This window comes from uncultured Algibacter sp. (assembly GCF_947495925.1).
Lineage (GTDB): Bacteria > Bacteroidota > Bacteroidia > Flavobacteriales > Flavobacteriaceae > Algibacter_E.
This window is the reverse complement of the sequence record NZ_CANMAU010000003.1, coordinates 559791-586454: the sequence shown is the minus strand read 5'-3', so window position 1 is coordinate 586454 and position 26664 is coordinate 559791. Positions and strand designations below refer to the sequence as shown.

The 26664-nt window shown below is 32.4% G+C and carries 27 protein-coding genes; 7 read left to right on the top strand and 20 right to left on the bottom strand.

Annotated elements, in window-relative coordinates; translation table 11 throughout:
- Position 1 precedes the first annotated feature (1 nt).
- The 4 genes from Q0857_RS08900 to Q0857_RS08885 form a co-directional block, all read right to left on the bottom strand.
- Positions 2-1327: a glycoside hydrolase family 2 TIM barrel-domain containing protein gene (locus tag Q0857_RS08900; RefSeq protein WP_298533999.1), complete on the bottom strand. Its 1326-nt coding sequence runs from the start codon at positions 1325-1327 to the stop codon at positions 2-4.
- Between the two features lie 456 nt (positions 1328-1783).
- Positions 1784-2461: an HAD family hydrolase gene (locus Q0857_RS08895; protein WP_298533996.1), complete on the bottom strand. Its 678-nt coding sequence runs from the start codon at positions 2459-2461 to the stop codon at positions 1784-1786.
- Entirely contained in the window at positions 2445-3413 is a 969-nt protein-coding gene (locus Q0857_RS08890; RefSeq protein WP_298533993.1) for an ATP-grasp domain-containing protein, read from the bottom strand. Before Q0857_RS08890 ends, Q0857_RS08895 begins: the two co-directional genes overlap by 17 nt.
- On the bottom strand, positions 3413-4444 hold the full coding sequence (locus tag Q0857_RS08885) for a glycosyltransferase (protein ID WP_298533990.1): 1032 nt from the start codon (positions 4442-4444) through the stop codon (positions 3413-3415). The genes Q0857_RS08890 and Q0857_RS08885 overlap by 1 nt, the downstream gene beginning before the upstream one ends.
- Positions 4445-5333: 889 nt before the next feature.
- Between Q0857_RS08885 and prfB the strand changes: the two genes are divergently transcribed.
- The 3 genes from prfB (at position 5334) to arsC (ending at position 7399) form a co-directional block, all read left to right on the top strand.
- A protein-coding gene (prfB, locus tag Q0857_RS08880) for a peptide chain release factor 2 (RefSeq protein ID WP_298533986.1) occupies positions 5334-6444 on the top strand; the annotation gives its coding sequence in 2 pieces (ribosomal slippage) (positions 5334-5396 and positions 5398-6444; 1110 coding nt in all).
- Positions 6441-7058, top strand: a complete 618-nt coding sequence (locus Q0857_RS08875; RefSeq protein WP_298533984.1) for an HAD family phosphatase — start codon at positions 6441-6443, stop codon at positions 7056-7058. Before prfB ends, Q0857_RS08875 begins: the two co-directional genes overlap by 4 nt.
- Positions 7058-7399 (top strand): arsenate reductase (glutaredoxin), encoded by a 342-nt coding sequence (arsC, locus tag Q0857_RS08870; protein WP_298533982.1) that lies wholly within the window; start codon positions 7058-7060, stop codon positions 7397-7399. The genes Q0857_RS08875 and arsC overlap by 1 nt, the downstream gene beginning before the upstream one ends.
- 51 nt (positions 7400-7450) lie before the next feature.
- Here arsC and Q0857_RS08865 read toward each other — a convergent pair whose 3' ends face one another.
- Both Q0857_RS08865 and Q0857_RS08860 read right to left on the bottom strand, forming a co-directional pair.
- Positions 7451-7618 (bottom strand): hypothetical protein, encoded by a 168-nt coding sequence (locus Q0857_RS08865; protein ID WP_298533980.1) that lies wholly within the window; start codon positions 7616-7618, stop codon positions 7451-7453.
- Positions 7619-7711: 93 nt separating this feature from the next.
- Positions 7712-8353: a peroxiredoxin gene (locus Q0857_RS08860; RefSeq protein WP_298533978.1), complete on the bottom strand. Its 642-nt coding sequence runs from the start codon at positions 8351-8353 to the stop codon at positions 7712-7714.
- Positions 8354-8540: 187 nt separating this feature from the next.
- Between Q0857_RS08860 and fumC the strand changes: the two genes are divergently transcribed.
- Entirely contained in the window at positions 8541-9938 is a 1398-nt protein-coding gene (fumC, locus tag Q0857_RS08855) for a class II fumarate hydratase (protein ID WP_298533976.1), read from the top strand.
- Between the two features lie 174 nt (positions 9939-10112).
- On the opposite strand, the gene Q0857_RS08850 is transcribed toward fumC, so the two are convergent.
- From Q0857_RS08850 to Q0857_RS08840, 3 genes are all read right to left on the bottom strand, one after another.
- The gene (locus tag Q0857_RS08850) at positions 10113-10703 is read right to left on the bottom strand and encodes a Crp/Fnr family transcriptional regulator (protein WP_298533974.1); all 591 of its coding nucleotides are present in this window, start codon (positions 10701-10703) and stop codon (positions 10113-10115) included.
- A gap of 5 nt (positions 10704-10708) precedes the next feature.
- A complete protein-coding gene (locus Q0857_RS08845) occupies positions 10709-11404 on the bottom strand; it encodes an aspartate/glutamate racemase family protein (protein WP_298533971.1) in 696 nt (231 codons plus the stop codon).
- 125 nt (positions 11405-11529) lie between these two features.
- Positions 11530-12411, bottom strand: coding sequence for a chromosome partitioning protein ParA (locus tag Q0857_RS08840; RefSeq protein ID WP_298533968.1), 882 nt, complete (start codon positions 12409-12411; stop codon positions 11530-11532).
- Between the two features lie 122 nt (positions 12412-12533).
- Between Q0857_RS08840 and Q0857_RS08835 the strand changes: the two genes are divergently transcribed.
- Together Q0857_RS08835 and Q0857_RS08830 are read left to right on the top strand one after the other, a co-directional pair.
- Positions 12534-13544 carry a formimidoylglutamase gene (locus tag Q0857_RS08835; RefSeq protein WP_298533966.1) on the top strand — a complete coding sequence of 337 codons (1011 nt, stop codon included), beginning with the start codon at positions 12534-12536 and terminating at the stop codon, positions 13542-13544.
- Between the two features lie 64 nt (positions 13545-13608).
- Positions 13609-14559 carry a bifunctional helix-turn-helix transcriptional regulator/GNAT family N-acetyltransferase gene (locus Q0857_RS08830; RefSeq protein ID WP_298533964.1) on the top strand — a complete coding sequence of 317 codons (951 nt, stop codon included), beginning with the start codon at positions 13609-13611 and terminating at the stop codon, positions 14557-14559.
- Between the two features lie 84 nt (positions 14560-14643).
- Here the strand turns inward: Q0857_RS08830 and Q0857_RS08825 are convergent, their stop codons facing one another.
- The 5 genes from Q0857_RS08825 to Q0857_RS08805 form a co-directional block, all read right to left on the bottom strand.
- Complete coding sequence (locus Q0857_RS08825; RefSeq protein WP_298533962.1) at positions 14644-15888, bottom strand: Ig-like domain-containing protein; 1245 nt, start codon at positions 15886-15888, stop codon at positions 14644-14646.
- Positions 15889-16143: 255 nt separating this feature from the next.
- Positions 16144-17409 (bottom strand): Ig-like domain-containing protein, encoded by a 1266-nt coding sequence (locus Q0857_RS08820; RefSeq protein ID WP_298533960.1) that lies wholly within the window; start codon positions 17407-17409, stop codon positions 16144-16146.
- Positions 17410-17675: 266 nt separating this feature from the next.
- The gene (locus tag Q0857_RS08815; protein ID WP_298533958.1) at positions 17676-18944 is read right to left on the bottom strand and encodes an Ig-like domain-containing protein; all 1269 of its coding nucleotides are present in this window, start codon (positions 18942-18944) and stop codon (positions 17676-17678) included.
- Positions 18945-19208: 264 nt separating this feature from the next.
- Positions 19209-20435 (bottom strand): Ig-like domain-containing protein, encoded by a 1227-nt coding sequence (locus tag Q0857_RS08810; RefSeq protein WP_298533955.1) that lies wholly within the window; start codon positions 20433-20435, stop codon positions 19209-19211.
- A gap of 248 nt (positions 20436-20683) precedes the next feature.
- A complete protein-coding gene (locus tag Q0857_RS08805) occupies positions 20684-21268 on the bottom strand; it encodes an NUDIX domain-containing protein (RefSeq protein ID WP_298533953.1) in 585 nt (194 codons plus the stop codon).
- Positions 21269-21437: 169 nt separating this feature from the next.
- Between Q0857_RS08805 and Q0857_RS08800 the strand changes: the two genes are divergently transcribed.
- Complete coding sequence (locus tag Q0857_RS08800) at positions 21438-21674, top strand: hypothetical protein (RefSeq protein WP_298533951.1); 237 nt, start codon at positions 21438-21440, stop codon at positions 21672-21674.
- Positions 21675-21938: 264 nt separating this feature from the next.
- Here Q0857_RS08800 and ettA read toward each other — a convergent pair whose 3' ends face one another.
- The 6 genes from ettA to Q0857_RS08770 all read right to left on the bottom strand — a co-directional run bounded on the left by ettA (position 21939) and on the right by Q0857_RS08770 (position 26663).
- Complete coding sequence (ettA, locus tag Q0857_RS08795) at positions 21939-23630, bottom strand: energy-dependent translational throttle protein EttA (RefSeq protein ID WP_298533948.1); 1692 nt, start codon at positions 23628-23630, stop codon at positions 21939-21941.
- Complete coding sequence (locus tag Q0857_RS08790; RefSeq protein ID WP_298533946.1) at positions 23630-23812, bottom strand: CAL67264 family membrane protein; 183 nt, start codon at positions 23810-23812, stop codon at positions 23630-23632. The genes ettA and Q0857_RS08790 overlap by 1 nt, the downstream gene beginning before the upstream one ends.
- Before the next feature lie 105 nt (positions 23813-23917).
- Positions 23918-24634, bottom strand: coding sequence for a pirin family protein (locus Q0857_RS08785; protein ID WP_298533943.1), 717 nt, complete (start codon positions 24632-24634; stop codon positions 23918-23920).
- 127 nt (positions 24635-24761) lie between these two features.
- Positions 24762-25634, bottom strand: coding sequence for a pirin family protein (locus Q0857_RS08780; RefSeq protein ID WP_298533941.1), 873 nt, complete (start codon positions 25632-25634; stop codon positions 24762-24764).
- Positions 25635-25681: 47 nt separating this feature from the next.
- Complete coding sequence (locus Q0857_RS08775; RefSeq protein WP_298533939.1) at positions 25682-26119, bottom strand: MarR family transcriptional regulator; 438 nt, start codon at positions 26117-26119, stop codon at positions 25682-25684.
- A 13-nt stretch (positions 26120-26132) separates the two neighbouring features.
- Positions 26133-26663 (bottom strand): NADPH-dependent FMN reductase, encoded by a 531-nt coding sequence (locus Q0857_RS08770; protein ID WP_298533936.1) that lies wholly within the window; start codon positions 26661-26663, stop codon positions 26133-26135.
- Position 26664: the final 1 nt, after the last annotated feature.

Below are 26664 nucleotides of genomic sequence, written 5' to 3'. Positions count from 1 at the left end.
ATTAGTTTAAGACATAAAAAGGGGTATTCGTGGTCGCATAGTTTCCAAAATGGTCATATACAAATACAAAAATTCTGTAAGCACCAGATTTTGATGGTGTTCTAAACGTATATGTACATCTGCCAACAATAGAGTCTGAAGCTATTCTTACAGGGGCTTTCTCGATTTCAGATTGGTTATAATCCCAGCCTTCTGCATATATTTCCCAAACGAATTCATATGTCTCATCTAAAGAATCAGTTAAAAATAAATGTGCTGTCTTTTCCATATTAGAATCATAAACAAGATTGTCTTGCGCCCCTTTTCCATCAATGATCATATAATTTATTTTAGCTGGTCTCTTTTCATCATTCATTTGCCCGCCCCACAGTGTATTTAATTCGTATAAGAGTTCAGATTTACGTCCTTCTTGATCCAATATACTAAACCATGTTTGTGTTCTCTCTTGTTTTTGCCCCCAGTAAAACACTAAATCTCCTAGGGATTCCTTGTCATTTTTTAAATACCTGTTGTACCTTTGAATGTATTGTTCTGCTTTTTTAGAACTGGTTGGCTCGAGCGGCGCTTTCCACAGTGTCATTTGCTGTTCCCAAGGCCCATTATATCCATATTCACTAATATAATAAGGCAGAGTATTGGTGAAAATTTTCACTCTATCTAAAACCATTTGTATTCTCTTAATATTACCAAATACATTAAAGCCTATCACATCGATATTAGGCGAATGACAGTGTATCGCTAAAGTCTGTGATTGAGACGGAATAAGGGTTGTACTTACTAAATGATTAGGATCCGTCTCATGTATCATATCAATCAACTCGTTATAAGTGTTAATGAAATTGTTTTTTATTAACACTAATGGATAATTTAACTCATTACCCAAATTCCAAAATAACAGTGCAGGATGATTTTTGTGCTTACTAACAAGTTTTTTTAATTTGAGTTTTAATTTATCTGTTTCGTCCTTATCATCATAATAGTTGTACGCTTCATTATACTTTGGTAAGTTTAAATCAACTATTACGGAAAGATTATTCTTCAGTGCAATATTGAGCACTCCAAGCAGGTTTATAGTATCATAAACTCTAACCGTGTTAGCTCCAACTTTTGATAATAATTCAAATGAAGCATTGCCGCTAGCTCCTCTTATCTTGAAGGGCGCATTATTTCGATAAAGGGATATTGAAGAATCTTTCCCTTTGATAAATACCATTTGATTATCAACAACAACAACCTGTCTTTCTCTATGAGCATACAGGTAAGCACACCCCAATATTAAGCATACTAAAACTAAAAAGCGACCTATCCATTTTAAACTTTTACTCATAAAAAATAAAGGTAAAATATCGTACTAAAAACAGTTCATAAACAAGACTAAAAGAAGAAAAAAACAGACAACATGCACGTTTCAGATAAAACCCAATAGACGACCGTGGAGCAAAGCCACGAGGTGTTAACCTCGATCAGTAAGGAGACCACATCACAATAACTAAATTCGAAAAACATAAAATCTGCGAGCAATTGAAGGCTTGAAAAAATCACGTCGTGTTTGACGAGTCTTCTCACTCTGCAAATTATGTCATTGTTTTAATAGATGCTTTTTTTTGATATAATTAACTGATAACCGTTAAATTAACTTATTACCAAGATTCGACTATTACGGCAGAAGTTGAATTGATTCATATCATACATCTGAAAGATTTTAATAGTAAATCTCCATATCTCACTAAAATTTTCTTATTAAATTAATTTTTGTAATCAACAAAATTAAAAACTGTTTTTACTATATGCTTTTAATTATATCTCCTATCTCAGTAAAATTGGAGGCTGAATATTTGGGATAATACCACGCGTTCTCTAATAAAACATTCTGACTATGTATATTAAATCCGATATCCTTAATGCATATAGTAATCCAACCCATTTTATTGGGCGTTATAAAATCTTTTTTGGGGTTATCTCCAATATAAAAAAACTGGGCTTTTCCTAAAACTTTTTCAAAATATTTATAATTCTTTTTATGGGGTTTTTCACTGCCTATTTCCTCCGAAATAATAATTTCTGAAAGATACTGCATAATACCTAAAGCTTCTAGTTTATTTCTTTGCTGAATACTTCTTCCATCGGTCAATATACACATAGGTATGTTTTGTTTTTTTAAATACTTAATTAAATTAATCCTATCAGGAGCTATTTCTAGTTTAGGTTTATGTGTTCTGTATATTTCTATGAAAAATTGTTTGTCATAATTGAGATTAAAAGTCCTAATTAAATTTTCAAACACATTCTCTTTAGAGTAATAAGAATTCATCATCTGTTTAAAAATTGTAGCTTTTTCAAACCCCAATTTATCACTTACTATTAGCGCTATTTCATGAAATGCAGATTTTAAATAACTTATTTCATTATATAATGTATCATCTAAATCAAAAACTACAACCTTTTTATTCATCAAACTCATGCACTAAAATTTCATCATCATATCTAAGCATTAATAAATTACTCTTCCATCCGTCGTAATATTTCATTTCTTTATTGAAGATATATTCTTGAATAATCCATTTGGGATAATTAGCACCTGCCAAGTAGGATAAAGGAAAACCGCCTCCAAAACGGGGGTTAATCTCAATACCTTTAAATATGTTATTATGACTATCATAAAAAAGTTGAACAGTAATACAACCACTGGCTCCTTCAAGTTTAGATAAATGGTTATCTATAAAATTCTTTACAGCTTGATTTTTTGTAACACTTTTGGAAACCTCTCCTGCTCTAATCTCAATTCGAAGTCGAGGAACACCACATTTTAAATGTCCTTTTCTGTCGTAATATAAATCACATGTATATTCATCATATATATCATGATCTAAATACTCAAAAAACTGAAGAGAATCCGTTTCTAAATGGTGTTTGGAGATTTGATCATTAGTGGTTATTGTAAAATTATTGACACTACTACTACCATTAATAGGTTTTATATATAAAGGTATTTTGTAATTATCCTTCTTATATAATTTGGCAACATCAATATTCAAAGACTTGAATAATTGATGAGTTTTAACCTTATGACTACAAACGTTAACAAATTCCTCATCAGATACAATCACATTAATTCTTTTTTCAGAAAATAAACTTTTATACTTGGATAGTATGAGCAGATCATCATCTATGGTTGGCACTATTAAATTAATGTTATGCTTTAAACATATATCAAGTAGTATGTCTATATAATCCTTCGAATTTACCAAAGGAGTAGCGAATGCATGATCTGCTACTTGTGCAGCTGCTGATAAATTAGGGGCTAAGTCTGTGATATAAACTTTTCCTTTTGGTATACATTTAATTAATTCCTTTTTAAATGCTCTAACTAGAGAAACTCTTCTACCCGCAGAAGTAATTAATATGTTACTCATTAAATTGCAATTTTACGTTTAAATCTATAAGCAGGATTAACTATTATAAAAAGTAAATAAAACAGATTTTTATTGTTGAATATTTTGACTAGAATTTTATAAATTAATCTATTATAATCCTTACCAATAAAAACCTTTAGTGGATAAGCTTCATGTGACTCCATTTGACTTAAAATTGATCTTATTTCAGCCAGTTTAATTGAAGATTGTAATATTCTTACCATCATAAAAAAAACAAAAGACTGTTGCCTTGTTTTTAATCTATTAATGCACAATTGGTTTTCTAAAAATTGACCATTTATTTCTTCAATAATAGAGTTAAAAACAATAGCTGCGTTAGCATTATCTCTTATTACTCTTAAATATTGAACAGGCTCTTTACTTGTCATAGCTGAATTTGGTGTAACTACATGCCTATGTACATCGATATTGACATGACCTATTCTTGAAGACTTTAAAAATAATTGAGTTGTAAATATAGCATCTTCCATCCACCTTCCTTTAATAAATCTAACACCAGTAGCTGTCAAAAAATCTCGTTTAATTATAAACCACCATATTTCATTTTTGTAATGTTTATATCCAATATATTCAATTCCCGTTTTAATTTTTACTTCTAAATCATGAAGATTTTCTGTGTTCGAAAATTTTAAATCGGATCGTGTTGTTACTAATGAGTTAAAAGTAACAATATCTAACTTATTAACATCTGAATAATTTATCAAATGACTTAAAGTGTTATTTGCTAAATAATCATCTGAATCAATAAAATAAACATATTCTCCTTTTGCTAAATCAACACCTCTATTTCTAGCAGCTCCTACACCTGAATTAATTTGAGAATGAATAAAGATATTTGGATACGTTTCACAGTAATCCTGCACAATTTTCACACTATTATCAACAGATCCATCATTAATAATAAGTATTTCATAGTCATTAAAATTTATATTTTGACTTAGTAAACTATCAATACACCGAGCAATATATTTCTCGACATTATAAACGGGTACTATGATGCTTAATTTCATAAATATCTTAAATTACCTCACAATTTTAAACCTATAAATAAGTCTACAACAATAAACGAACACTAAAAACAAAGATTTGTGATTAAAAATAAATACTAACAACCTATACAATTTACTATCAATAAAATAAGATATTCGATATGTTTTAATTTATTTAAAATAAATTATTTATTTCACTTACAGATATTTTCGCTTTAAAAATCCTAAAAAAACATATAATATACATTAACACCTCTAGAAAAAATAATTCTATTCCGAACAACTTAAAGATTTTTCCTCGTTTATTTAAGTTATTCCCTCCAGAAGGTCATTAAAACTATATGATACACCCAAATACCCTTTAATCACCTTATATAAATGTTTTGGTTGGCTATTATTCATAATTAAAGAAGGCATTTGTACATATCTGTGAACATCAATAGAAGCATTCAAAATCTTTTTAGTATAATATAGTGCTCGAAGCGTAAACGGCCTGTCTTCAAATGTATTCCCTTCATTGAAGGAAAATCCTAATTTTATTTACATATTTTCTTTCTATAAATACCCCCAAACCGTTACATTGAAAGACTTATTCTTTAATAGATGTTGAACACCGTTATAAAATCTAAAATAGCCTCTTTTATAGTGTATATAAATCGTAACTTAAACCTATTGACAGTGAGAACCCTAAACAATTATAAATTAATTTACTGGCATTATACATAGGAATCCATATGCTTAACTTCATTTAAAAGTGGGAGTGTTATACTATTAGTGCTGAAAATAGAGGTAATCTCTTAAGGTTAATTAATTTAATCGTTAAACAGCTTAATTACCTCCGTTAAATATTTTCTTTTTTATTTTCAGCCTAAGGAATATACCCTATTTTTGTTTAAAACCTAAAACTAATATGATAACATCCGATCAAATTAAAGATCTTAATACCCGCCTCGATAAACTTAGGCACTATCTTTGACATAGATGCCAAACTCATAGAAATACAAAACGAAGAAGAACAAACTTTCGACCCCAATTTTTGGAATGACTCGAAAGCAGCAGAGATCATAATGAAATCGCTTCGTGTTAAGAAAAAGTGGATTCAAGATTTCAAAGAAGCGAAAACACTAGTTGAAGACCTCGAAGTTATTTATGAATTTTTCAAGGAAGAAGAAGCCTCTTTAGAAGATGTGGAAAAACGTTTTGATCAAGCTGCAAACTTGTTAGAAGATATTGAATTTAGAAATATGCTTTCTGAAGAAGGAGACAGCTTAAGTGCGGTTCTTCAAATTACTGCTGGTGCCGGAGGAACCGAAAGTTGTGATTGGGCCAGTATGTTAATGCGCATGTATTTAATGCACGCCGAAAAAAGTGATTTTAAAGTTAAAGAGCTTAACTTTCAAGAAGGTGACGTAGCTGGAATAAAGACAGTAACCCTTGAAATTGAAGGAGATTTTGCCTTTGGTTGGTTAAAAGGTGAAAATGGTGTACATAGATTGGTACGTATCTCTCCGTTTGATAGTAATGCTAAACGACATACTAGTTTTGCTTCAGTTTATGTTTATCCTCTAGTTGACGATACTATTGAAATAGATATAAACCCTGCCGATATTGAAATTACTACAGCACGTTCAAGCGGTGCTGGTGGGCAAAATGTAAACAAGGTAGAAACTAAAGTTCAACTATTACACAAACCTTCAGGAATACAAATTCAATGTTCAGAAACACGCTCACAGCATGATAACAGGTCTCGAGCCATGCAAATGCTTAAATCTCAATTATACGAAATTGAGCTTCAAAAGCAACTAGCACAGCGCGAAGATATTGAAGCCAGTAAAATGAAAATTGAATGGGGAAGTCAAATCAGAAATTATGTGATGCACCCATATAAGTTGGTAAAAGACGTTAGAACTAATCATGAAACTGGAAATGTTGACGCCGTTATGGATGGTAATATAAATGAGTTCCTAAAATCTTACTTAATGATGATGGGACAAAAAGTTGAAGACGATAATCAATTATGAATAAAATAGATACGATAATTTTTGACCTAGGTGGTGTACTAATAGATTGGAATCCTGAATATGTTTTTCTGGATGTATTTGACGGGGATCGTAAAAAAATGCAATGGTTTTTCGACAATATATGTACCCACGACTGGAATGAAAACCAAGATGCTGGTTACCCTATGGCCAAAGCTACAGAAGAACGCGTTGCACTATTCCCTGAATATAAAAAAGAGATTGAGATGTTTTATGGAAGGTGGGTTGAAATGCTTGGAGAAGCTATTGACGGTACTGTAGACATCCTTAAAGCCTTTGTTGATTCAGAAAACTATAAGGTAGTTGCTCTTACCAACTGGAGTGCTGAAACCTTTCCTATTGCTCTTGATAAGTTTGATTTTTTACATTGGTTTGAAGGTATTATTGTTTCGGGTGAAGAAAAAACAAGAAAACCTTTTGACGAGATTTATAACCTAACCCTTAAGCGTTTCAATATAAAAGCTGAAAACGCCATTTTTATTGATGACAACTTAAGAAATATTGAAGCCGCCAATAACTTAGGAATACATGGGATTCAATTTAAATCTCCAAAAGATTTACAAGAGCAATTGAAAAACTATAATATTAAATTGTAATGATAAAAATATACCATAATAATCGCTGCAGTAAATCACGCTGTGGATTAAAGATTCTTGAAGATTCTGGTAAAGAATTTGAAGTTGTAAAGTATTTAGAAAACGTACCAACAGCCAACGAACTGAAAACCATTATTAATCAACTAGGAATAAAACCAATTGATTTAGTAAGAAAAAATGAAGCCATTTGGAAAAGCAATTTTAAAGGTAAAGATTTATCTGATGCTGACCTTATCAAAGCTATGGTGGAAAACCCTAAATTAATTGAACGCCCTATAGTAATTAACGGAAGTAAAGCTGTAATCGGCAGGCCGCCAGAAAGCATTCTTGATATTATATAAAACAAAAAAGGGAAGCTCATGAGCTTCCCTTTTTAATATATATTGTCTAGCTTAACGCTTAGCCTTCTTTTCTTCTCTCATTTCTTTTAATCTTTCGATTAAAGATCCTCCAATCCAATAAGGAATTACAAAAGTTAATAAGAAAATCATTAACCAAAATCCAATTGTTAAAATGGTTAAGAATGCTAAAAAGCCTAAATATTGATCAAAATCAAACATAATAATAAGTGTCGGTTATAAAACTGCCACAAAGATAATGTAAAGGCATTTCTTATACAATATCAAATTAAATTTTATTAACAGAATTATAAACTAGTCCAAATTGGGTTGAGGCGTCATTCTCAAGTAGGGCTTTACTTCTGTAAAACCTTTTGGAAATATTCCCGGAATATCTTCCGTGGCAATAGCCGGAACCACTACAACGTCTTCTCCATTATTCCAATTTGCAGGTGTTGCTACTTTATGATATGCTGTGAGTTGTAACGAATCAATTACACGCAATAGCTCATCAAAATTTCGCCCTGTTGATGCTGGATAAGTAATAATCAACTTTACTTTTTTATCATTCCCAATAACAAAAACGGAGCGTACCGTTAATTTACTATCTGCATTAGGGTGTATCATATCATACAATTCGGATACTTTTCTATCTTCATCAGCAATAATAGGGAAATTAACTGATGTGTTCTGCGTTTCATTAATATCATTAATCCACCCCTTATGAGACTCCAAACCATCAACACTTAGTGCCACAACTTTAACGTTTCGATTGTCAAATTCGGCTTTATATTTCGCTACAGTTCCTAGTTCGGTAGTACAAACAGGGGTATAATCAGCAGGGTGAGAAAATAAAATTCCCCAGCCATTTCCTAGCCAATCATGAAACTCAATGGTTCCTTCAGTTGTGTCTGCTATAAAATTCGGAGCTATATCTCCTAATCTAATTGTTGCCATAATATTTTTATGTATTTAGTTATATACTATATTCTTATATCCCACTAAATTAATAGATTTTACATTTTATAAGCTATTCTAATAGTTATATAAATGTTAAAAAGATGTTCCAAAAACTAACAAAAATCATAATTAAAAAGCCTCTAAAAATCTTAACTTAGCCACTTAAAATTTAATCACAACTAACATGAGTTACAGAATAGAGAAAGACACCATGGGTGAGGTAAAAGTACCTGCTGATAAACTATGGGGAGCACAAACAGAACGTTCAAGAAATAATTTTAAAATTGGAGCTCCAGCGTCCATGCCTTTAGAAATTGTTTATGGATTTGCTTACTTAAAAAAAGCTGCTGCCCATACAAATTGTGAACTAGGCGTTCTACCTGTTGAAAAGCGTGACTTAATTAGTCAAGTTTGTGACGAAATTTTGGAAGGTAAACACGATGATCAGTTTCCTTTGGTTATTTGGCAAACGGGTTCGGGTACGCAAAGCAATATGAATGTAAATGAAGTTATTGCTAATAGAGCGCATCAATTAGCAGGACAAGTTATTGGTGAAGGAGAAAAAACTATTCAACCCAATGATGACGTGAATAAATCACAATCATCAAATGACACCTTCCCTACTGGGATGCATATTGCCGCTTACAAAAAAGTGGTAGAAACTACTATTCCTGGAGTTAAGCAATTGCGTAACACTTTGAATGAAAAATCAGAAGCTTTTAAAAATGTCGTTAAAATTGGACGTACCCATTTAATGGATGCTACACCTTTAACTCTAGGCCAAGAATTATCTGGTTATGTTGCTCAATTAGACCATGGTATTAAGGCGTTAGAAAACACATTATCGCATTTAAGCGAATTGGCTTTAGGAGGAACAGCAGTAGGAACTGGGTTAAACACACCAAAGGGATATAGCCAACGTGTTGCTGAATATATTGCCGAGTTTACAGAATTACCTTTTGTAACGGCACCAAATAAATTCGAAGCACTTGCAGCCCACGATGCACTAGTTGAAACACACGGAGCGCTAAAACAACTAGCTGTTTCATTAAATAAAATTGCTAATGATGTTAGAATGATGGCTTCTGGTCCGCGTTCTGGTATTGGCGAAATCATAATCCCTGCAAATGAACCAGGAAGTTCTATTATGCCTGGTAAAGTTAATCCTACTCAATGTGAAGCTTTAACTATGGTTTGTGCTCAAGTAATGGGTAATGATGTTGCGGTATCTGTTGGAGGATTACAAGGGCATTATGAACTAAATGTTTTTAAACCTGTAATGGCTGCCAACGTTTTACAATCTGCACAATTAATAGGTGATGCATGTGTAAGTTTTGATGCTAACTGTGCTGTAGGTATAGAACCAAATTATGATGTTATTACAAAACTTCTAAATAACTCTCTAATGCTTGTTACTGCTTTAAATACTAAAATAGGTTATTATAAAGCCGCAGAAATAGCAAATACGGCTCATAAAAACGGTACGACCTTAAAAGAGGAAGCTGTAAGATTAGGCTACGTATCTGCCGAAGATTATGATGCCTGGGTTAAACCAGAAGACATGGTTGGAAGTTTAAAATAGCGAATAAAACCACTACTATAAAATGAAAAAACAGGTAATTAATTACCTGTTTTTTTGGTTGGTTAGCTATCAATCCTTCAATTTAAAAAGGAAATCAAGTCAAATATATAACTATGCAAGCATTTTTATGTTAACATTTGTTAACGCAACATTAGAAAATCATAATTAATCGTCTTAGAGTGCGTTTTCTTTATTCGATTTTAATTTTTTTCTAATTCTACTTAATTGAACAGGTGTAATACTTAAATAAGAGGCTATTTGATATTGTGGAATCAGGTTTTCTATTTCAGGAATTTTCCTTATTAATTTCAGATAACGTTCTGTTGCATTCATAGAAATTAACTCTATTTGACGCTCTTCATATTTTATAAAAACATGCTCCAAAATACGGTTATACAAATGACTTACATTAATATCTTTTTTACATAAATCCATAAAGGTTGTAAATTCCACTTCGTAAACTTTACAATAGGTTAAAGCCTCATAGACTAATTTCGAAGGCTGCTTTTTAATTAAACCGGTGAAAGCCCCAACAAAACTAAAAGGCATAAAAAAACTTTTATTATACTCCTTACCAGATTCAGAATCTAAATAAGCTCGCATAACTCCCGAAATTAACATATAAATTTTTGTTGGAATTTCGTCCGACTTTCCAATAAGCTCACCTCTTTCAAGTTTTCGAAATACAGCAATATCAGAAAGCTTTGCAAAGGTTTCTTCAGAAATATCTAAAAAAGAATTTAAAAAAACTAAGTTCGGATTCATATAGCTTATGTTAACTTCATATCCATAAACGCTTTAGTAGCGTGAATTGTGGTTGTATCAAAAACAGGAACAGTAACATCTTCTTGCTTAATCAATAAAGGTATTTCAGTACATCCTAAAATAACGCCTTCAGCCCCATCTTTTATTAATTCATCTATAATTTGCAAATATATTTGTTTAGATGCATCTTTTAAAACACCTTTTGATAACTCACTATATATGATATCATGAATTGTATTTCTGTCTTCAAGACAAGGAATAACTGCGCTTATCCCAAAAGAATTTAAAACTTTTGTATAAAAATCCTTCTCCATGGTATACTTAGTTCCCAAAAGAGCCACCCTCTTAATTTTATGGTTTATCACTTTTTCGGCAGTGGCTTCTGCAATGTGTAATACAGGTATTTTAACTGCTTTTTGTACAGCCGCTATAGTTAAATGCATGGTATTTGCACAAATTAAAATGCACTTTGCTCCGGCTAATTCTAAGCTAAGAGCTGCGTTTACCATTAACTCATCTAACTTATCCCATCTATCTTCTTTTTGAAGAGCCGAAATTTCGGCAAAATTCACTGAATTTATAATCACCTTACAGGAGTTATTCTCTCCAAAATACCTTGTCGCCAAGTTATTTAGAACTTCATAGTACATTATAGTAGACTGTGGCGTTATTCCACCAATCAAACCAATTGTATGCATCATAATATATTTTAAGCAAGTAAGTTATCAATTTAATTGTATTATTTGTCAACCAAATGTCAATAAAAAACATAAAAAAGCCTCAAACAGTTATGTTTGAGGCTTTAACCTTAAGTGTTATTAAATAATTACTTCATAGTAAATTCTGATGAAGAAACTAAGTCTTTATGATTAAATACGTTTACGATATAACGCCCTTTCTCAAATTTCTTTGCTCCAGTTGATACAAACTCACATATATTCAAATTAGCGTTTTCATAATTAAACTTGCTTATTATACTATAATTTAAAGTTTTTTCTTCAAATGAAACTTGTTCGTTTAAACCTAGTGTATTGTTTTTAGGGTCTATTACTTGTACATATAACTCTTGATCTCCAGCCTGAACTAAAGTGTTTTTAGCAACAGTAAAGCATACTCTAATTTTATCAGCTCTACCAGCTCTTTCTGTTGGTATTACTTTGCCAGATGTTCTTTCAATAACTCCTGATCCCTTTAAATCTACAGTATTTAAAATAGAAGCATTTTCAACAACTTCAGCCAATGCATTATTTTGTACCAATAAAGAATCTGTAAATACAGTACGCTCCTCTAAACGCACACGAGTGCTATCTAAAGATGTTGCTAAATAAGAGTTCTCAACTCTTAATGAATCATTTTGTGCAAGTAATGCATCCATCTCTTTTTGTAATGATGCATACTTTTGCTTATACCTCCATAAACTTTTTACATTTGTTTCTGAAATTTTCAAAGAATCAATTAAACCTTGAATACGGCCTCTTGCCTCAATCAAATCATTATTCGCAACTTCATTTTCACTTATAGCTTCATCATATTGTTTAGCCATAGAATTCAAATCATTCATAACTAATTCCTTTTGCTCAGTCAAATCACTCTGAACCTTTTTACTAGTACTATATAAATTCATTGTATAAAATCCTGTTCCTAAAAACAAAACTATTGCAATCCCTAAAGCCACTTTAAGACCTGTACTATTTTTACTGTTTTCCATAATAAATTGTTTTAATCTTTTTAAGTTTTAATATAAATCTGCACTAATTTTAATTATCGGTTTTATTATGCCATAAATAAATTTAATGATGTATTTTTAAATATCATATATTATTTACTCTTATGGATAAACTAGTTTTATTTAACAATACTATTAAAAATAAGCTATTAAACAAACGCTCCGGTGAATCCAAATTTGGTCAACATGTGCAAACATTAACCAGCATTTCCAATATATACGAACAACTTCAAAATTTGGATGTTACCTATGTGATTTTAGGTTTACCAGAAGATCTAGGTGTTTTTGCTAACCACGGAAAAAAGGGAGCTTCAAAAACATGGGATATCACGCTTAATATTTTATTAAACATCCAAAGTAATACCTATACGAAAGCTGAACAGGTTTTAATTTTGGGGCATCTGGATTTCTCTAAAGAAATGGCTCAAGTTTCCAAGTTAAACTCTAAAAGGAAAAAAGATGTTTTGAAGTCTAGAAAATTGGTAGAACAAATTGATAACGAAGTGTCTATTCTTATTTATCAAATTATTCGATCTGGGAAAAAACCAATAATTATAGGCGGTGGGCATAATAACGCCTATGGCAATATTAAAGGGTCTAGTTTAGCCCTTAGCCGACCTATCAATGTTGTGAATCTTGATGCACACTCTGATTTTAGACCGTTAGAAGGTCGGCATAGTGGTAATGGTTTTAGTTACGCTTCTGCGGAAGGGTTCTTAAACAAATATTTTATTTTTGGATTACATGAAAATTATGCATCTGATAAAATTTTGAAAGCATTAAACAGTAAAGAATATATTGCATATAATACTTTCGAAAGTATGGAAGTAAGGCATGAACTTAAATTTAAAAAGGAACTAGAGAATGCTTTGAAGTTTATTGAAACCAATAGTTTTGGTATTGAAATAGATTGTGATGCTATAGAGAACATCCCTAGTAGTGCAATGACTCCAAGTGGGTTTAGTATTAATAAGACAAGGCAATTTATTAATCACTTTGCAAAACATAATAATGCAATATATTTGCATGTTTGTGAGGCAAAGCTTTCTAAAAAGAGGCCCGATCAGATAGGAAAACTAATCACCTATTTCATTCTAGATTTTATAAAAGCTTAGATATTTTCATAACTTGAATAAATAATTCTATATTTGCATAAGTACTTATATAAACACAAATACAATGGATGCTTTAACAGGTTATGGAGAATTAGGATTAGGCTCTAGATTAAAACGAGTAAGTGAATATCTTATGAAAGAAACCCAAATCGTATATAATCATTTTAATGTAGATTTTGATCCTTACCTGTTCCCTATATTTAAGATTATTGCCAATAAAAATGGTATTACAAATTCAGAAATCCAAAATTCACTTCAATTCTCTCAGCCAGCAATCACACAAGCTTTAAACAAATTAATAAATAAAAATCTTATTGTTTATAAAGCAGATAAACTTGACAAGCGCAAAAAAATCATTCAACTTTCAACCAAAGGCCATGACACGCTAAAAATTTTAAAGCCTATATGGAAGGGCATTGAAGAAGTCATTAAAGAATATACACTTGAAAGTTCCTCTTCTTTAATTGAGCATTTAAATAGTCTAGAAAATAAACTTAGTCGCAAAAATTTTAGCCAAAATATAATTGATAAAATAAACCTTGAATCGAAAAATGGTATTCAGATTGTTCCATTTAGCAATTCGTACGCAAAAAAATTTTACGAATTAAACGTGGAATGGTTAAAAACTTATTTTTATGTTGAATCTTATGATAATGAAGTACTCAGTAAGCCCAAACAATATATTATTAATAAAGGCGGACATATCTTTTTTGCCCTTATAAATGATCAAGTTATAGGTACGGTTGCCTTAATGCCCATAGGTAAAAACGGCCTGTTTGAATTAACCAAAATGGCAGTATCTCCAGAAAAAAGAGGGAAAAAAATTGGCCAACAGTTACTTCAATACTGTATTGATTTTGCGAAAGAGTTAGGATTACCCAAATTAATCCTTTATTCAAATAGAGAATTAGAAAATGCTATTTATCTATATCGGAAATATGGATTTATAGAAGTACCGTTAGAAACCAATTCCCCTTATAAGAGAAGTGACATAAAAATGGAGTTGCTATTTTAATTTATTAAGTCAAACTATTATTAATAAAAAAACGGAGCTATATGTGCTCCGTTTTTAAAATGAAATTATAATTTGATCTTATTCTTATTCGTCCTCTAACTTCCATGTTCTCACCCAATCCACTCGCATGGTGTTAATGGAATCATCATTCAAATCTTCTTTTTCTGGTAAGCCTCCTATATTACAATCTTCAAAGGTCCATAAATCCCAAATTAATTCTAATTCTCTAGTAAAAGCTTTACCAGTAGTTAACTTACCAGCTGGCTCACCATCTAAATAAAATTGAATATTTCTATCATCTATCCACCATACTCCCACAGTGTGATACACTTCATTCCATGTTTTATCCTTTTTCGGGTTAGTATCTAGTAATAATCTTGTATCATAATTATCTTCATGCCTTATCGTATTTCCATTTTCGGCAATAAAATATTGAGAATTCATTTGCGTTGGGAAATCCCAAGGTGTCCAAGGAAAATTACTTGGCTTTGTTGATTGGTCTCTGCATTCTGCAGTAGGGTTAGAATTATTCTCTACAATATCTATTTCATCACGATTATCAATATCGCCATTATTCATCCAAAACGTATTAAAAGCCGATATATGAGCTGTTTTCATACTACACTCCGTATACATCGGGTAGCTTATTTTCATTTTTGAATGAACTCTGGCGGTTTGAAACCACTGTGTTGGGTGATTACGTAATGTAGCCTTTATGTAAAACTTACCATCCTCAACACCAGAATTTTCACTTCTCATCCAGACAGGGGTACCACCATAATTCCAAAAGGAATTGTACCATTTAGAATCATCCCATGTATCAAATTCGTCTGAAAGCGCTTCTACTTTAGTCCATTTTTTTCCATCAGGAGTTGTATTATCTATTGAAACGAAAGATGGGAAGTTAGGATCTATGTTATTAAAATCCTCGGCAGTTGGTATATACTCATTAACAGTAACATTTACAGTTCCTGTTGACTTATCTCCGTCAATATCTGAAATTTCATATGTAAAGCTATCTGTTCCAACAAAATCGGTATTAGGTATATATTCAAAAACCCCATCACTAACCTCTGTTACAGTTCCATTAGAAGGGTTTGACAATAATGAATAATTATCGCTAGTTCCTCCATCATCACCCAAATTATCATTGGCCGAAACTGTTACTTGATTTCCAGTTCCAGAAACACTGTTTTCAATAACGGTTAAAGTATCATTTCCAGCAACAGGTTTGCTATTTAGTTCTTGAGGAGTGCCATTATCACTGCTACATCCAGCAATAAAAACGGTAAATGCTATTAATAAGCTTAAAGAAATTCTTTTTAACATCTTAATTTTTTTAGTTTAACAATTTGTTACGAAATTAAAATTTAATGTTTTATTTTTTTTATAAAACACCTCAACAAAACCTAAACAATTCAATTATTGTCCAGTAAAATCCACACTATATAGTTAAAGTTATAAAAATACAACTGTAATTTGATTCGCCCCAGCCCATCCATTGAATACAAAAAGGGGGAGTTAAGGGCTTCCCCCCTTTTTTCGTATATATCACTTTAAATAATATAATGTTAGCCTTGATTGCTATTCATCTTCTAACTTCCATGTTCTTACCCAATCAATTCTCATGGTATTGTTACTATCATCTTCTAAATCTGATTTATTAGGTAATCCTCCTAACCAACCAGCTGAATTAGTCCATACATCAAAAATTATTTCCAATTCTCTTGTAAATTCTCTATCATAACTATTATTATCTAAATGTTCTCCTACAACTACACTACCTGCAGGCTCTCCGTCAAGATAAAACTGAACATTCTTAGAGTCTATCCACAAACATCCATACACATGATAATCTTCATTCCAACCTATATTTTTAAGAGGATTAGTATCAGATAAACCGGACCTTGGAAATCTACCATAATTTCTAATAGTTTGAGGTTCTTCATTCTCATCAGCTTGAAAATATTGTGAATTCATTTGAGTTGGAAAAGCCGTAGCATCACAATTAGTACAAGAGGGATTTGAATTGTTTTCAATGATATCTATTTCATCCCTATTTTTACTATCTCCATTATTTAGCCAGTAAGTATTGTATGCAGATATATGGCAAGTTTTTATACTAGCTTCTGTGTACATAGGATATTTTGTTTTGGCTCTACTATGTATTCTTGATGTTTGAAACCATCTGCCCTCTGGGTTTGATTCGTTAACTGTTGGCTTAATCCATAACTTTCCATCGGCAACACCTGAATTAGCATTAGAAGTTGACATCCAAACTGGAACACCATAATGCCATGTCGATTTAAACCATTTTGAGCCATCCCATGCGTCAAATTCATCTGACATGCTTTCATATTTTATCCATTTTTTACCATCAGGGGTGGTATCATCAATTGATACAAACGACGGAAAATTTGGGTCTATATTATTGAAATCTTCAGCTGTAGGACCATCAGGAACATCATTAACAGTAATACTCACTGTAGCACTATCTTTATCTCCATCCTTGTCCGAAATTTCGTAGGTAAAACTATCTGTACCATTAAAATCAGCATTAGGGATATATTCAAAAACACCATCACTAACTTCTGTTACGGTACCATTGGAAGCATTTGATAATAATGAGTAGTTATCGCTACCGCCTCCATCATCACCTAAATCATCATTTGCAGACACCGTTACTTGGTTTGCCGTTCCCGAAACACTATCTTCTTCAACAGTTAAAGTATCGTCTACAGCAACTGGAGTATCATCGATGTTTGGAGGGTTATCTGTAGAATTATCGTCACTGCTACAACTAGCAAACATTACGAATACAAACAAATACAATAATTTTCTTTTTAACATAGCTTTTTGTCTTTATTATTTTAGTTTGCGCAAATTTTAAAAAAAAAATACAAAAAACTTTTAATCTTTAGTTAAAGTGCTCCCCTGTTTAGTTTATGTCTAGTTAAATCATTTACGGAAATATGTCATAACCACGTACGAAAAGTAATTTCTATATTGAAATTGAGGAGCTATAACTACCCTACATATTTTAAACCTTTGTTGGGTTTGAAGAAAAAAAGGGAGTTCTTAAACTCCCCTTAGATAAATTAAAAACTCATAATAAACTATTCATCCTCTAATTTCCAAGTTCTTACCCAATCCACCCGCATTGTATTAATACTGTCATCTCCCAAATCAGATTTTGGCGGTAAACCTCCTAACCAACCTGCTTCATTCGTCCACAAATCAAAGATAATTTCAAGTTCTCTTGTAAAAAATCTATCTGGGTGAGATGTTCCATCATTATGTTCTCCAACAACAACACTTCCAGCAGGTTCACCATCAAGATAAAATTGAATATTTCTTTCATCTTTCCACCACACACCATAGGTATGGTAGTCCTCATTCCAACCAACATTTCGTAACGGATTTGCTACAGACAAATCTGACCTTAAAAAGTTGTCTTTGTTTCTTATTTCATTTGGCTCCAAGTCAGCATCAGCATGAAAATATTGCGAGTTCATTTGTTGTGGATACAAATCTGCTTGACAATTAGTACATGATGGATTTGAATTATTTTCTATAATATCAATTTCATCTCTATAAGTCCCTCCAGCGGTTCCTTTATTCATCCAAAATGTATTGTAAGCTGAAATATGAGCGGTTTTAATACTGGCCTCTGCATACATTGGATAACTTGATTCTGCTTTTGAATGAATTCTAGAAGTATGAAACCATCTGCCATCAGGATCAGATTCACTTAATGTTGCTTTAATCCATAATTTACCGTCAGCAACACCAGAATTTTCGTTAGAATTAACCACGTTTACAGGAAAACCATAATTCCAAGTTGATTTAAACCACTTATTAGAATCCCATGCGTCAAATTCATCAGACATTGATTCTAGTTTAACCCATTTCTTATCATTAGGTGTTGTGTCATCTATTGAAACAAAAGAAGGGAAATCAGGATTAATATTACTAAAGTCTTCTGCAGTAAGCTCACGTTCGTTTACATTAATAGTAACTGTAGCTGTATCAGTATCCCCATCTGCATCTGTAAGAGTATAAGTGAAACTATCAGCACCCAAAAAATCAGCATTAGGAATATATTCAAATACACCATCACTAACTTCTGTTACTGTTCCTTCTGTTGGAGCAGAAACTAAGGCATAGTTATCGTCGTCGCCACCGTCATCACCTAAATCATCATTTGCAGACACCGTTACTTGGTTTGCCGTTCCCGAAACACTATCTTCTTCAACAGTTAAAGTATCGTCTACAGCAACTGGAGTATCATCGATGTTTGGAGGGTTATCTGTAGAATTATTGTCACTGCTACAACTAGCAAACATTACGAATACAAACAAATACAATAATTTTCTTTTTAACATAGCTTTTTGTCTTTATTATTTTAGTTTGCGCAAATTTTAAAAAAATACAAAAAAACTTTTAATCTTTAGTTAAAGTGCTCCCCTGTTTAGTTTATGTCTAGTTAAATCATTTACGTAAATATGTCATAACCACGTACGAAAAGTAATTTCTATATTGAAATTGAGGAGCTATAATTACCCTACATATTTTAAACCTTTGCTGGATTTGAAGAAAAAAAGGGAGTTCTTAAACTCCCCTTAGATAAATTAAAAACTCATAATAAACTATTCATCCTCTAATTCCCAGGTTCTAACCCAATCTATTCTCATTGTATTGATAGAATCATCATCTAAATCAGATTTTGGAGGTAAGCCTCCTAACCAATCTGCTTCGTTTGTCCACAAATCAAAGATAATTTCTAAATCTCTTGTAAACTCTCTATCATAGGTGTTGTCATCCCAATGTTCGCCAACAACTATACTTCCCGCAGGCTCCCCATCTAAATAAAATTGAACATTTTTAGAGTCTTTCCACCAAGCACCATAAATGTGATACTCTTCGTTCCAGCCTTTATCTCTTAACGGGTTTGTAGATGATAAATCTTCTCTATAAAAATCACCTCCATGTCTAATCCAATTTGGAACTTCATTTTCATCTGTTTGATGATAATGAGATTTCATTTTATTAGGATAATCATCTGCCGCACAATTTGTACAAGTAGGCTTAGAATTATTTTCGATAATATCAATTTCATCTCTATTAGCACTATTACCATTATTTAGCCAGTAAGTATTGAAGGCTGAAATATGAGCCGTTTTTATCCTTGCTTCTGTATACATTGGATATTTTATTTTTGTTCTGGAATGAATTCTTGCCGTTTGAAACCATCTCCCATTTGCATTACTCTCATTTAATGTTGCCTTTATCCATAACTTTCCATCATTAACACCCGAATTAGAATTGTCTGTTGTCATAAAAACTGGAACATTATAATGCCAAGTAGATTTAAACCATTTTGACCCATCCCAGGCATCAAACTCGTCAGACATTGCTTCTTGTTTTACCCATTTCTTATCTGCAGGTGTCGTGTTTTCAACAGAAACAAATGACGGAAAATCAGGATTTAAATTGTTAAATGCAGATGCAGGTGGTTCATACTCAGTTACAGTGATTTTTACTGTAGCAGAGTCCGTATCACCATCTTTATCAGATAGCTCATAAGTAAAAGAATCATCTCCAAAAAAATTTGTATTAGGTATATATTCAAAAACGCCATCACTAATTTCCGTTACTGTACCATTTGAAGGATCAGTTAGTAATTCATAATTATCTGTACTGCCTCCGTCATCTCCCAAATCGTCATTCTCTGAAACGGTAACTTGATTAACAGTTCCTGCTGCACTATTTTCTTCTACAGTTAAAGTATCATCTGCAGCAACAGGTTTATCATCTTTAATCTCTTGTCCTGGCCCCTCCTTAGAATCATCACTGCTGCAACTTTCTAAATTCATAAAAATCATGCTGAAAGACAAAAGAAACAAAAAACCTCGTCCAAATAATTTTTTCTTTAAAATCATATTTTATTATTATTTTTTCAAAAATAATTAGAATCCATAAACATGATAAGCATTTAAGGCTTTATTCAGAAAACAAATGGTTTTTGACAATGGGCATGATCGAATATTAGCCCTTTACAACTATTTTCATAAACTTGGATTTTTGCGGCATATAATTCAATTGAAAATAAATACTCGATATTCTACTCCATTAGACGATGGATTTGGGCATATTGAAGTAAAACAATTGTTCTAGTATCATATATTTTCCCGGTGTTAAGCATTTTAATTACTTCTTCAAATTTCCATTCCAAAACTTCTATATCTTCATGTTCTATATCTAAACCACCTCCATCACTAACCTTCATGTCATCTGTATACTCACCAACAAAGAAATGCATTTTTTCAGTCATTACTCCTGGAGAAGAGTAGGCTTCATATACTTTTTTAACCTCTTTTATTCTATACCCCACTTCCTCTTCTGTTTCACGTATAATACAAGCTTCTGGATTATCTTTATCTAGCATTCCTGCACAAATCTCAATTAAAAAACCGTCATCATTGTCGTTCATATAAGTTGGCATTCTAAATTGTTTTGTAAGAATGACCGTTTTCTTTGTTTTATTATATAGTAATATGCCAGCACCGTCTCCTCTATCATAAACTTCTCGCATTTGGTTCACCCAAGTACCGTTTTTCATTAAATAATTAAAATTTAATTTCTTTAAAACATAGTAGTTATCAGAAAGCAAGGTGCTTTTTATTTCTTTTACTCTATCATTATTCATAATTTAATAATTCTTATCGTTTTTATATTTAAATATAACTAATATGTATTACTTTGATTTAGTTCATGTTATTAACATTTTAATGTAAAAAACTATACGATTTTTAACACATACTAATGAATAAAATGCACTATATTTGGTAAGCTATTAACCCAAATGTGCACGTTTCATGTTTCTCAACCAACTAATTACTATTTTTTTAACATTTGCTCTTATTGATCAGTCTTACGTTGTGAACGTTTTGGTTATTGTGGTGGTTTTCTTTGCTATTCTGTTAATTCTTGGGGTTAGAAAATCATATAAACTTAAAAAAGAAAATGAGCGTTTAAATAGTATGGATACTAAAATGCCTGACGAGAATGACTATAAAGATTTCACTGACGGCCACATGTACGATAATAAATAGGAAAAATTTGCTTATATAAGTTCGATAATTTTTATTGCTATTTTCGATATTATCATTTTATTAATTATATTCTTAAAAAAGAATAATGACTCACTTCTTTACAATATCACGTCAGAAGAACAATATGCGAATAATTTAACTGAATTTGATTAACAAACACCTTAAAGCATTGAAATGATTCATGAGGAGTCAAATTTCAAACTAGGTTAAGCCCACATCTATAAAGTAAAAAACGCCCACTTTTAAGTGAGCGTCTTCTACTTTTTATCTTACTAATTTTCTATATTTAATTCGTTTAGGCATCAAATCACCTCCAAGGCGCTTCTTTTTATTTTCTTCATAATCAGAAAAGCTACCTTCAAAGAAATAAACTTGAGAGTCCCCTTCAAATGCCAAAATATGTGTGCAAATTCTATCTAAAAACCAACGGTCATGACTAATCACCACAGCACAACCAGCAAAGTTTTCCAAACCTTCTTCTAATGCTCGTAATGTATTTACATCAAGGTCGTTAGTAGGCTCATCTAAAAGTAACACATTACCTTCTTCTTTCAAAGTCATAGCTAAATGCAAACGGTTACGCTCCCCTCCAGAGAGCAAGTTTACCTTTTTATTTTGCTCACTTCCCGAGAAATTAAAACGACTTAAATAAGCTCGCGAATTTACTTGCTTACCCCCCATCATAATCAACTCTTGCTCATCACTAAAGTTTTGCCAAATGGTTTTTTCAGAATCTATATTAGAATGCTTCTGATCTACATAAGCTAGTTTAGCCGTTTCACCTACAACAAATTCACCTTTGTCAGGCGTCTCTTCTCCCATTATCATTCTAAAAATGGTCGTTTTACCAGCACCATTGGGTCCTATAATACCAACAATTCCAGCTTGTGGTAAGTTAAAACTTAAATCATCATATAATAATTTATCGTCATAACCTTTTGCAACCCCTTTTGCTTCGATAACGTTTGTTCCTAAACGAGGTCCATTTGGAATATATATTTCTAGTTTTTCATCAAGCTGCTTTTGATCTTGACTCATTAATTTATCATAATTCTTTAAACGTGCCTTTTGCTTGGTTTGACGTCCCTTAGCTCCTTGACGAACCCATTCCAACTCACGTTCTAATGTCTTTTGTCGCTTAGAGGCAGCCTTACCTTCCTGAGCCATGCGCTTAGACTTTTGATCTAACCAAGATGAATAATTCCCTTTCCAAGGAATCCCTTCCCCTCTATCCAGCTCTAAAATCCAACCAGCCACATTATCTAAAAAGTATCTATCGTGAGTTACCGCAATAACTGTTCCTTTATATTGCGCCAAATGATGCTCCAACCAATGTACAGATTCTGCATCTAAATGGTTGGTAGGCTCATCTAATAACAAAACATCGGGTTCTTTTAAAAGTAAACGACATAAGGCTACTCTACGTTTTTCTCCTCCTGATAAAACGCCTATTTTCTTATCGCCATCCGGAGTACGTAAAGCATCCATGGCTATTTCTAGTTTTGTATCAAGTTCCCACGCGCCTGCTGCATCAATTTGATCTTGAAGCTCTGCCTGTCGGTTCATTAACTTCTCCATCTTATCAGGATCAGAATACACTTCTTCTAAACCAAACTGATCATTGATATTATTGTATTCATCAAGAATAGCTACTGTTTCAGCCGCACCCTCACGAACTACTTCCATAACGGTTTTATCATTATCGAGCTTAGGCTCTTGCTCTAAATACCCAACGGAGTAATCTTGCGAAAACACAACATCGCCTTGATAATTTTTATCAACACCAGCTATAATCTTCAATAAAGTAGATTTACCAGAACCATTTAGCCCTAGTATGCCAATTTTAGCTCCATAAAAGAAACTTAGGTGTATGTTTTTTAAAACAGGTGTATTTGCACTCTGAAATGTCTTGGTTAACCCAGACATTGAAAAAATTATTTTTTTATCATCACTCATTATACTCTTCCTTTTAAAGCATTAAAAACCCATGCTACTGCAAAAAAACCAATGCCAACTGCAGCAAAACCCCATCCTGCTACTTCTTCATACTTAAAAGCCCCCATAGCTATAAGTCCCAAGCCCACAAAGATCATTATCCATGTAGCCCAAGCTAATACTGTATTTTTATTCATCGCCATAATCTATATCCTATTTTTGGTTGTTAGTGTAAAAGCAAATATCGCATTTTTAAACAAAAAAGCACCCATAGTTGGGTGCTTTTAGCTATTAACCTTATAATTAAACTAGTTCATAGGAACTTCAATTATAATTATCTTAGAATCTTCCTTTCCAGAAACATCAATACGCTCTTTCTCCCAAACACCAATGGCATCTCTAGAAAGTAATACATTTCCATTCACTTCTACCTTACCGTCCACCACAAAAATGTAAAGCCCGTTGTTGTTATTTTTAACTTGTAATGAAATTGACCTACCACTTTCTAAGTCAGCTCTATAAATGTAGGCTTGCTGATTTATTGGAAGGGCATCACCATCTAGCTTATCCTTAGGGGCAACAATAGTTTGCAGCTTATTCCTTTGATGTTCAGCATGAAATTTGCGCTGTTCATAATTTGGTTCAACCCCCATCTGCTCAGGAATTATCCAGAGCTGCAAAAAATTCACATCCTCCGTTTTGCTATCATTAAATTCCGAATGCGTCAAACCTGTACCTGCACTCATCACCTGCACTTCTCCTACTTCAATAGAACGCTTATTCTCCATGCTATCCTTGTGAGATAAAGCTCCCTTCAAAGGTATTGAGATAATTTCCATATTTTGGTGTGGATGCGTTCCAAACCCCATTTTTGATTGTACGATATCATCATTTAGGACTCTAAGAGCTCCAAAATTCATGCACTCTTTATTTTGATAACTTGCAAAGCTAAACGTATGATAAGATTTTAACCAACCATGATTTGCAAAACCACGGCTATCTGCTTTATGCACTATTGTTTTCATAATATTCTTTTTTTTTAACAGGAAATTTTTTAAGATGCTTTGGGCGCTACCCTAAAAAGGTAGGGCTTTTCAATACAAGTCCGCGCTCGTTCCTCGCTCTGGGCTTTCCTTTTCAATCCCTAACGCATTAACTAGCTGGAAGAAAACCCATTTTTCCCATCTGATAATCACGCATAGCTTCCATGATTTCGGTTTGCGTATTCATTACATAAGGTCCATAAGTAGTCACTTGCTCATTAAAAGCTGTTCCAGATAAAAATAACAGTTTACTTTTTTCTTTACCTTTAATAGAAAAACCTTCCCCGTATTTATTAAACTCAATGAGTTGATTCTGATTCAACTTCAAGTTCTCAGTACCATTAATTAATACATCACCTTTTATTAAATATATTGTAGATTGATGTAGGCTGGGTACTTTAATATCATATTCACCACCGGATTCAATATCTATCATAAAAGCATTTACAGGAGTTTGGGTTTGTATGGGCCCATAAACACCGTCAAGTTCCCCTGCAATGATTAAAACATTGACTTTCCCATCATCCGAAACCACAACTTTAAAATCTTCATGTTTTACATGTTGATAATTGGCATCTATCATTTTCTTTTCTGCCGGTAAATTCAACCACAGCTGAATACCTTCTAAAACACCTCCTTGTTTAACAAACTCTTTAGTAGGCGCTTCGGCATGAATAATACCTCTTCCCGCGGTGGTCCATTGTACATCACCCGATTTTACAATACTCTCATTGCCTAAAGAATCGCGATGTAATTGTTCACCTTGAATTAAAAAGGTAATAGGTTCAAAACCTCTGTGCGGATGTGGTCCTAAATCAAACGGATTGTTTTGTTCCGATATGTCGTACGGCCCATAATGATGCAATAGTATAAACGGATCTATATTATCTATATACTGGGTTGGAATGGGTTGCCTTAATTGTATGGGGCCCATATTTACAAAATCACTTCGCCCTACTGTTTTAATTGTATTTAATTTCATAATTGTACATTTTTACTTTCCATGGAAAATATATATTTAAATTTTTTTTATCGAATTTTATCTAAAAGGTCACTCAGGGTTTTAGCTTCTTCAAATGTTAGGTTTTCTAATAAATCTTCTTTAAAATCCTTTTCTATTACACCTAGTAACTTAAGGCCTTCTTTAGTAATATCTATATGCACAACACGCCTATCATCAGGGCAATCTAAACGATTAATTAACTGCTTAGCGCAAAGTTTATCCATTAAGCGCGTAGCATTAGGAGCCCGTTCTAGCATGCGTTCTTTAATTACTTGTACTTTTAAAGGTTCGCCTGCTCCTCTTAAAATTCTTAATATATTATACTGTTGTGGCGAAATCCCAAAAGGTTTAAAAAACTCATTTTGTATACTATTAATCCAATTTGCAGTATAAATAATATTAATTAAAGCTTTCACTTTTTCATTTGCAAACTTCGAATTTATGTCTTTTGAAATATCACCCATATTTTATATAACCCTATAGTGCTTCTTGAAATGTCTTAACACTTTTAACTAGCTCCGAATTAAGTTCATCATTAGTTAATTTACCTTCAGAAAAATTTGATCCAAATTCCGGTAGACTAAATTCTGAAACAATATTACCTCCCATGTAAGGAAATCTTCCCCGAGCCACTTCTAAGACAGACGCCCCTCCTCTACCTCCTGGTGAAGTAGCCATTAGTAACATGGGTTTATCACTCCATAATTTTCCGTCTATTCGAGACATCCAGTCAAATATATTTTTAAATACTGTTGCATAAGCACCGTTATGCTCTGCTAAAGATAATACTATACCGTCTGAATTTTTTATAAGATTTAAAAATTTACTGGCATTGTCTGGAATACCGTGTTCAATTTCAAAATCTATACCATAGATTGGCAACTCAAAATCATTTAAATCTAGAACATTAACATCAACATGCTCTACTAAGCTAGACGCATAAACAGCGAGTTGTTTATTTATAGATGCTTTACTATTAGTTCCGGCAAACGCAATTATTTTTTTCATA

What these genes read in the sequence shown, in the direction of transcription:
- Q0857_RS08790 (WP_298533946.1), bottom strand. Translation starts at nt 23,812, where the DNA reads ATGGCGATGAATAAAAATACAGTATTAGCTTGGGCTACATGGATAATG.
- Q0857_RS08825 (WP_298533962.1), bottom strand. Translation starts at nt 15,888, where the DNA reads ATGTTAAAAAGAATTTCTTTAAGCTTATTAATAGCATTTACCGTTTTT.
- Q0857_RS08830 (WP_298533964.1), top strand. Translation starts at nt 13,609, where the DNA reads ATGGATGCTTTAACAGGTTATGGAGAATTAGGATTAGGCTCTAGATTA.
- Q0857_RS08805 (WP_298533953.1), bottom strand. Translation starts at nt 21,268, where the DNA reads ATGAATAATGATAGAGTAAAAGAAATAAAAAGCACCTTGCTTTCTGAT.
- Q0857_RS08835 (WP_298533966.1), top strand. Translation starts at nt 12,534, where the DNA reads ATGGATAAACTAGTTTTATTTAACAATACTATTAAAAATAAGCTATTA.
- fumC (WP_298533976.1), top strand. Translation starts at nt 8,541, where the DNA reads ATGAGTTACAGAATAGAGAAAGACACCATGGGTGAGGTAAAAGTACCT.
- Q0857_RS08900 (WP_298533999.1), bottom strand. Translation starts at nt 1,327, where the DNA reads ATGAGTAAAAGTTTAAAATGGATAGGTCGCTTTTTAGTTTTAGTATGC.
- Q0857_RS08780 (WP_298533941.1), bottom strand. Translation starts at nt 25,634, where the DNA reads ATGAAATTAAATACAATTAAAACAGTAGGGCGAAGTGATTTTGTAAAT.
- Q0857_RS08850 (WP_298533974.1), bottom strand. Translation starts at nt 10,703, where the DNA reads ATGAATCCGAACTTAGTTTTTTTAAATTCTTTTTTAGATATTTCTGAA.
- Q0857_RS08885 (WP_298533990.1), bottom strand. Translation starts at nt 4,444, where the DNA reads ATGAAATTAAGCATCATAGTACCCGTTTATAATGTCGAGAAATATATT.
- Q0857_RS08845 (WP_298533971.1), bottom strand. Translation starts at nt 11,404, where the DNA reads ATGATGCATACAATTGGTTTGATTGGTGGAATAACGCCACAGTCTACT.
- Q0857_RS08785 (WP_298533943.1), bottom strand. Translation starts at nt 24,634, where the DNA reads ATGAAAACAATAGTGCATAAAGCAGATAGCCGTGGTTTTGCAAATCAT.
- Q0857_RS08895 (WP_298533996.1), bottom strand. Translation starts at nt 2,461, where the DNA reads ATGAGTTTGATGAATAAAAAGGTTGTAGTTTTTGATTTAGATGATACA.
- Q0857_RS08840 (WP_298533968.1), bottom strand. Translation starts at nt 12,411, where the DNA reads ATGGAAAACAGTAAAAATAGTACAGGTCTTAAAGTGGCTTTAGGGATT.
- Q0857_RS08820 (WP_298533960.1), bottom strand. Translation starts at nt 17,409, where the DNA reads ATGTTAAAAAGAAAATTATTGTATTTGTTTGTATTCGTAATGTTTGCT.
- arsC (WP_298533982.1), top strand. Translation starts at nt 7,058, where the DNA reads ATGATAAAAATATACCATAATAATCGCTGCAGTAAATCACGCTGTGGA.
- Q0857_RS08815 (WP_298533958.1), bottom strand. Translation starts at nt 18,944, where the DNA reads ATGTTAAAAAGAAAATTATTGTATTTGTTTGTATTCGTAATGTTTGCT.
- Q0857_RS08865 (WP_298533980.1), bottom strand. Translation starts at nt 7,618, where the DNA reads ATGTTTGATTTTGATCAATATTTAGGCTTTTTAGCATTCTTAACCATT.
- Q0857_RS08775 (WP_298533939.1), bottom strand. Translation starts at nt 26,119, where the DNA reads ATGGGTGATATTTCAAAAGACATAAATTCGAAGTTTGCAAATGAAAAA.
- Q0857_RS08890 (WP_298533993.1), bottom strand. Translation starts at nt 3,413, where the DNA reads ATGAGTAACATATTAATTACTTCTGCGGGTAGAAGAGTTTCTCTAGTT.
- Q0857_RS08770 (WP_298533936.1), bottom strand. Translation starts at nt 26,663, where the DNA reads ATGAAAAAAATAATTGCGTTTGCCGGAACTAATAGTAAAGCATCTATA.
- Q0857_RS08810 (WP_298533955.1), bottom strand. Translation starts at nt 20,435, where the DNA reads ATGAATTTAGAAAGTTGCAGCAGTGATGATTCTAAGGAGGGGCCAGGA.
- ettA (WP_298533948.1), bottom strand. Translation starts at nt 23,630, where the DNA reads ATGAGTGATGATAAAAAAATAATTTTTTCAATGTCTGGGTTAACCAAG.
- Q0857_RS08875 (WP_298533984.1), top strand. Translation starts at nt 6,441, where the DNA reads ATGAATAAAATAGATACGATAATTTTTGACCTAGGTGGTGTACTAATA.
- Q0857_RS08860 (WP_298533978.1), bottom strand. Translation starts at nt 8,353, where the DNA reads ATGGCAACAATTAGATTAGGAGATATAGCTCCGAATTTTATAGCAGAC.
- Q0857_RS08800 (WP_298533951.1), top strand. Translation starts at nt 21,438, where the DNA reads ATGTTTCTCAACCAACTAATTACTATTTTTTTAACATTTGCTCTTATT.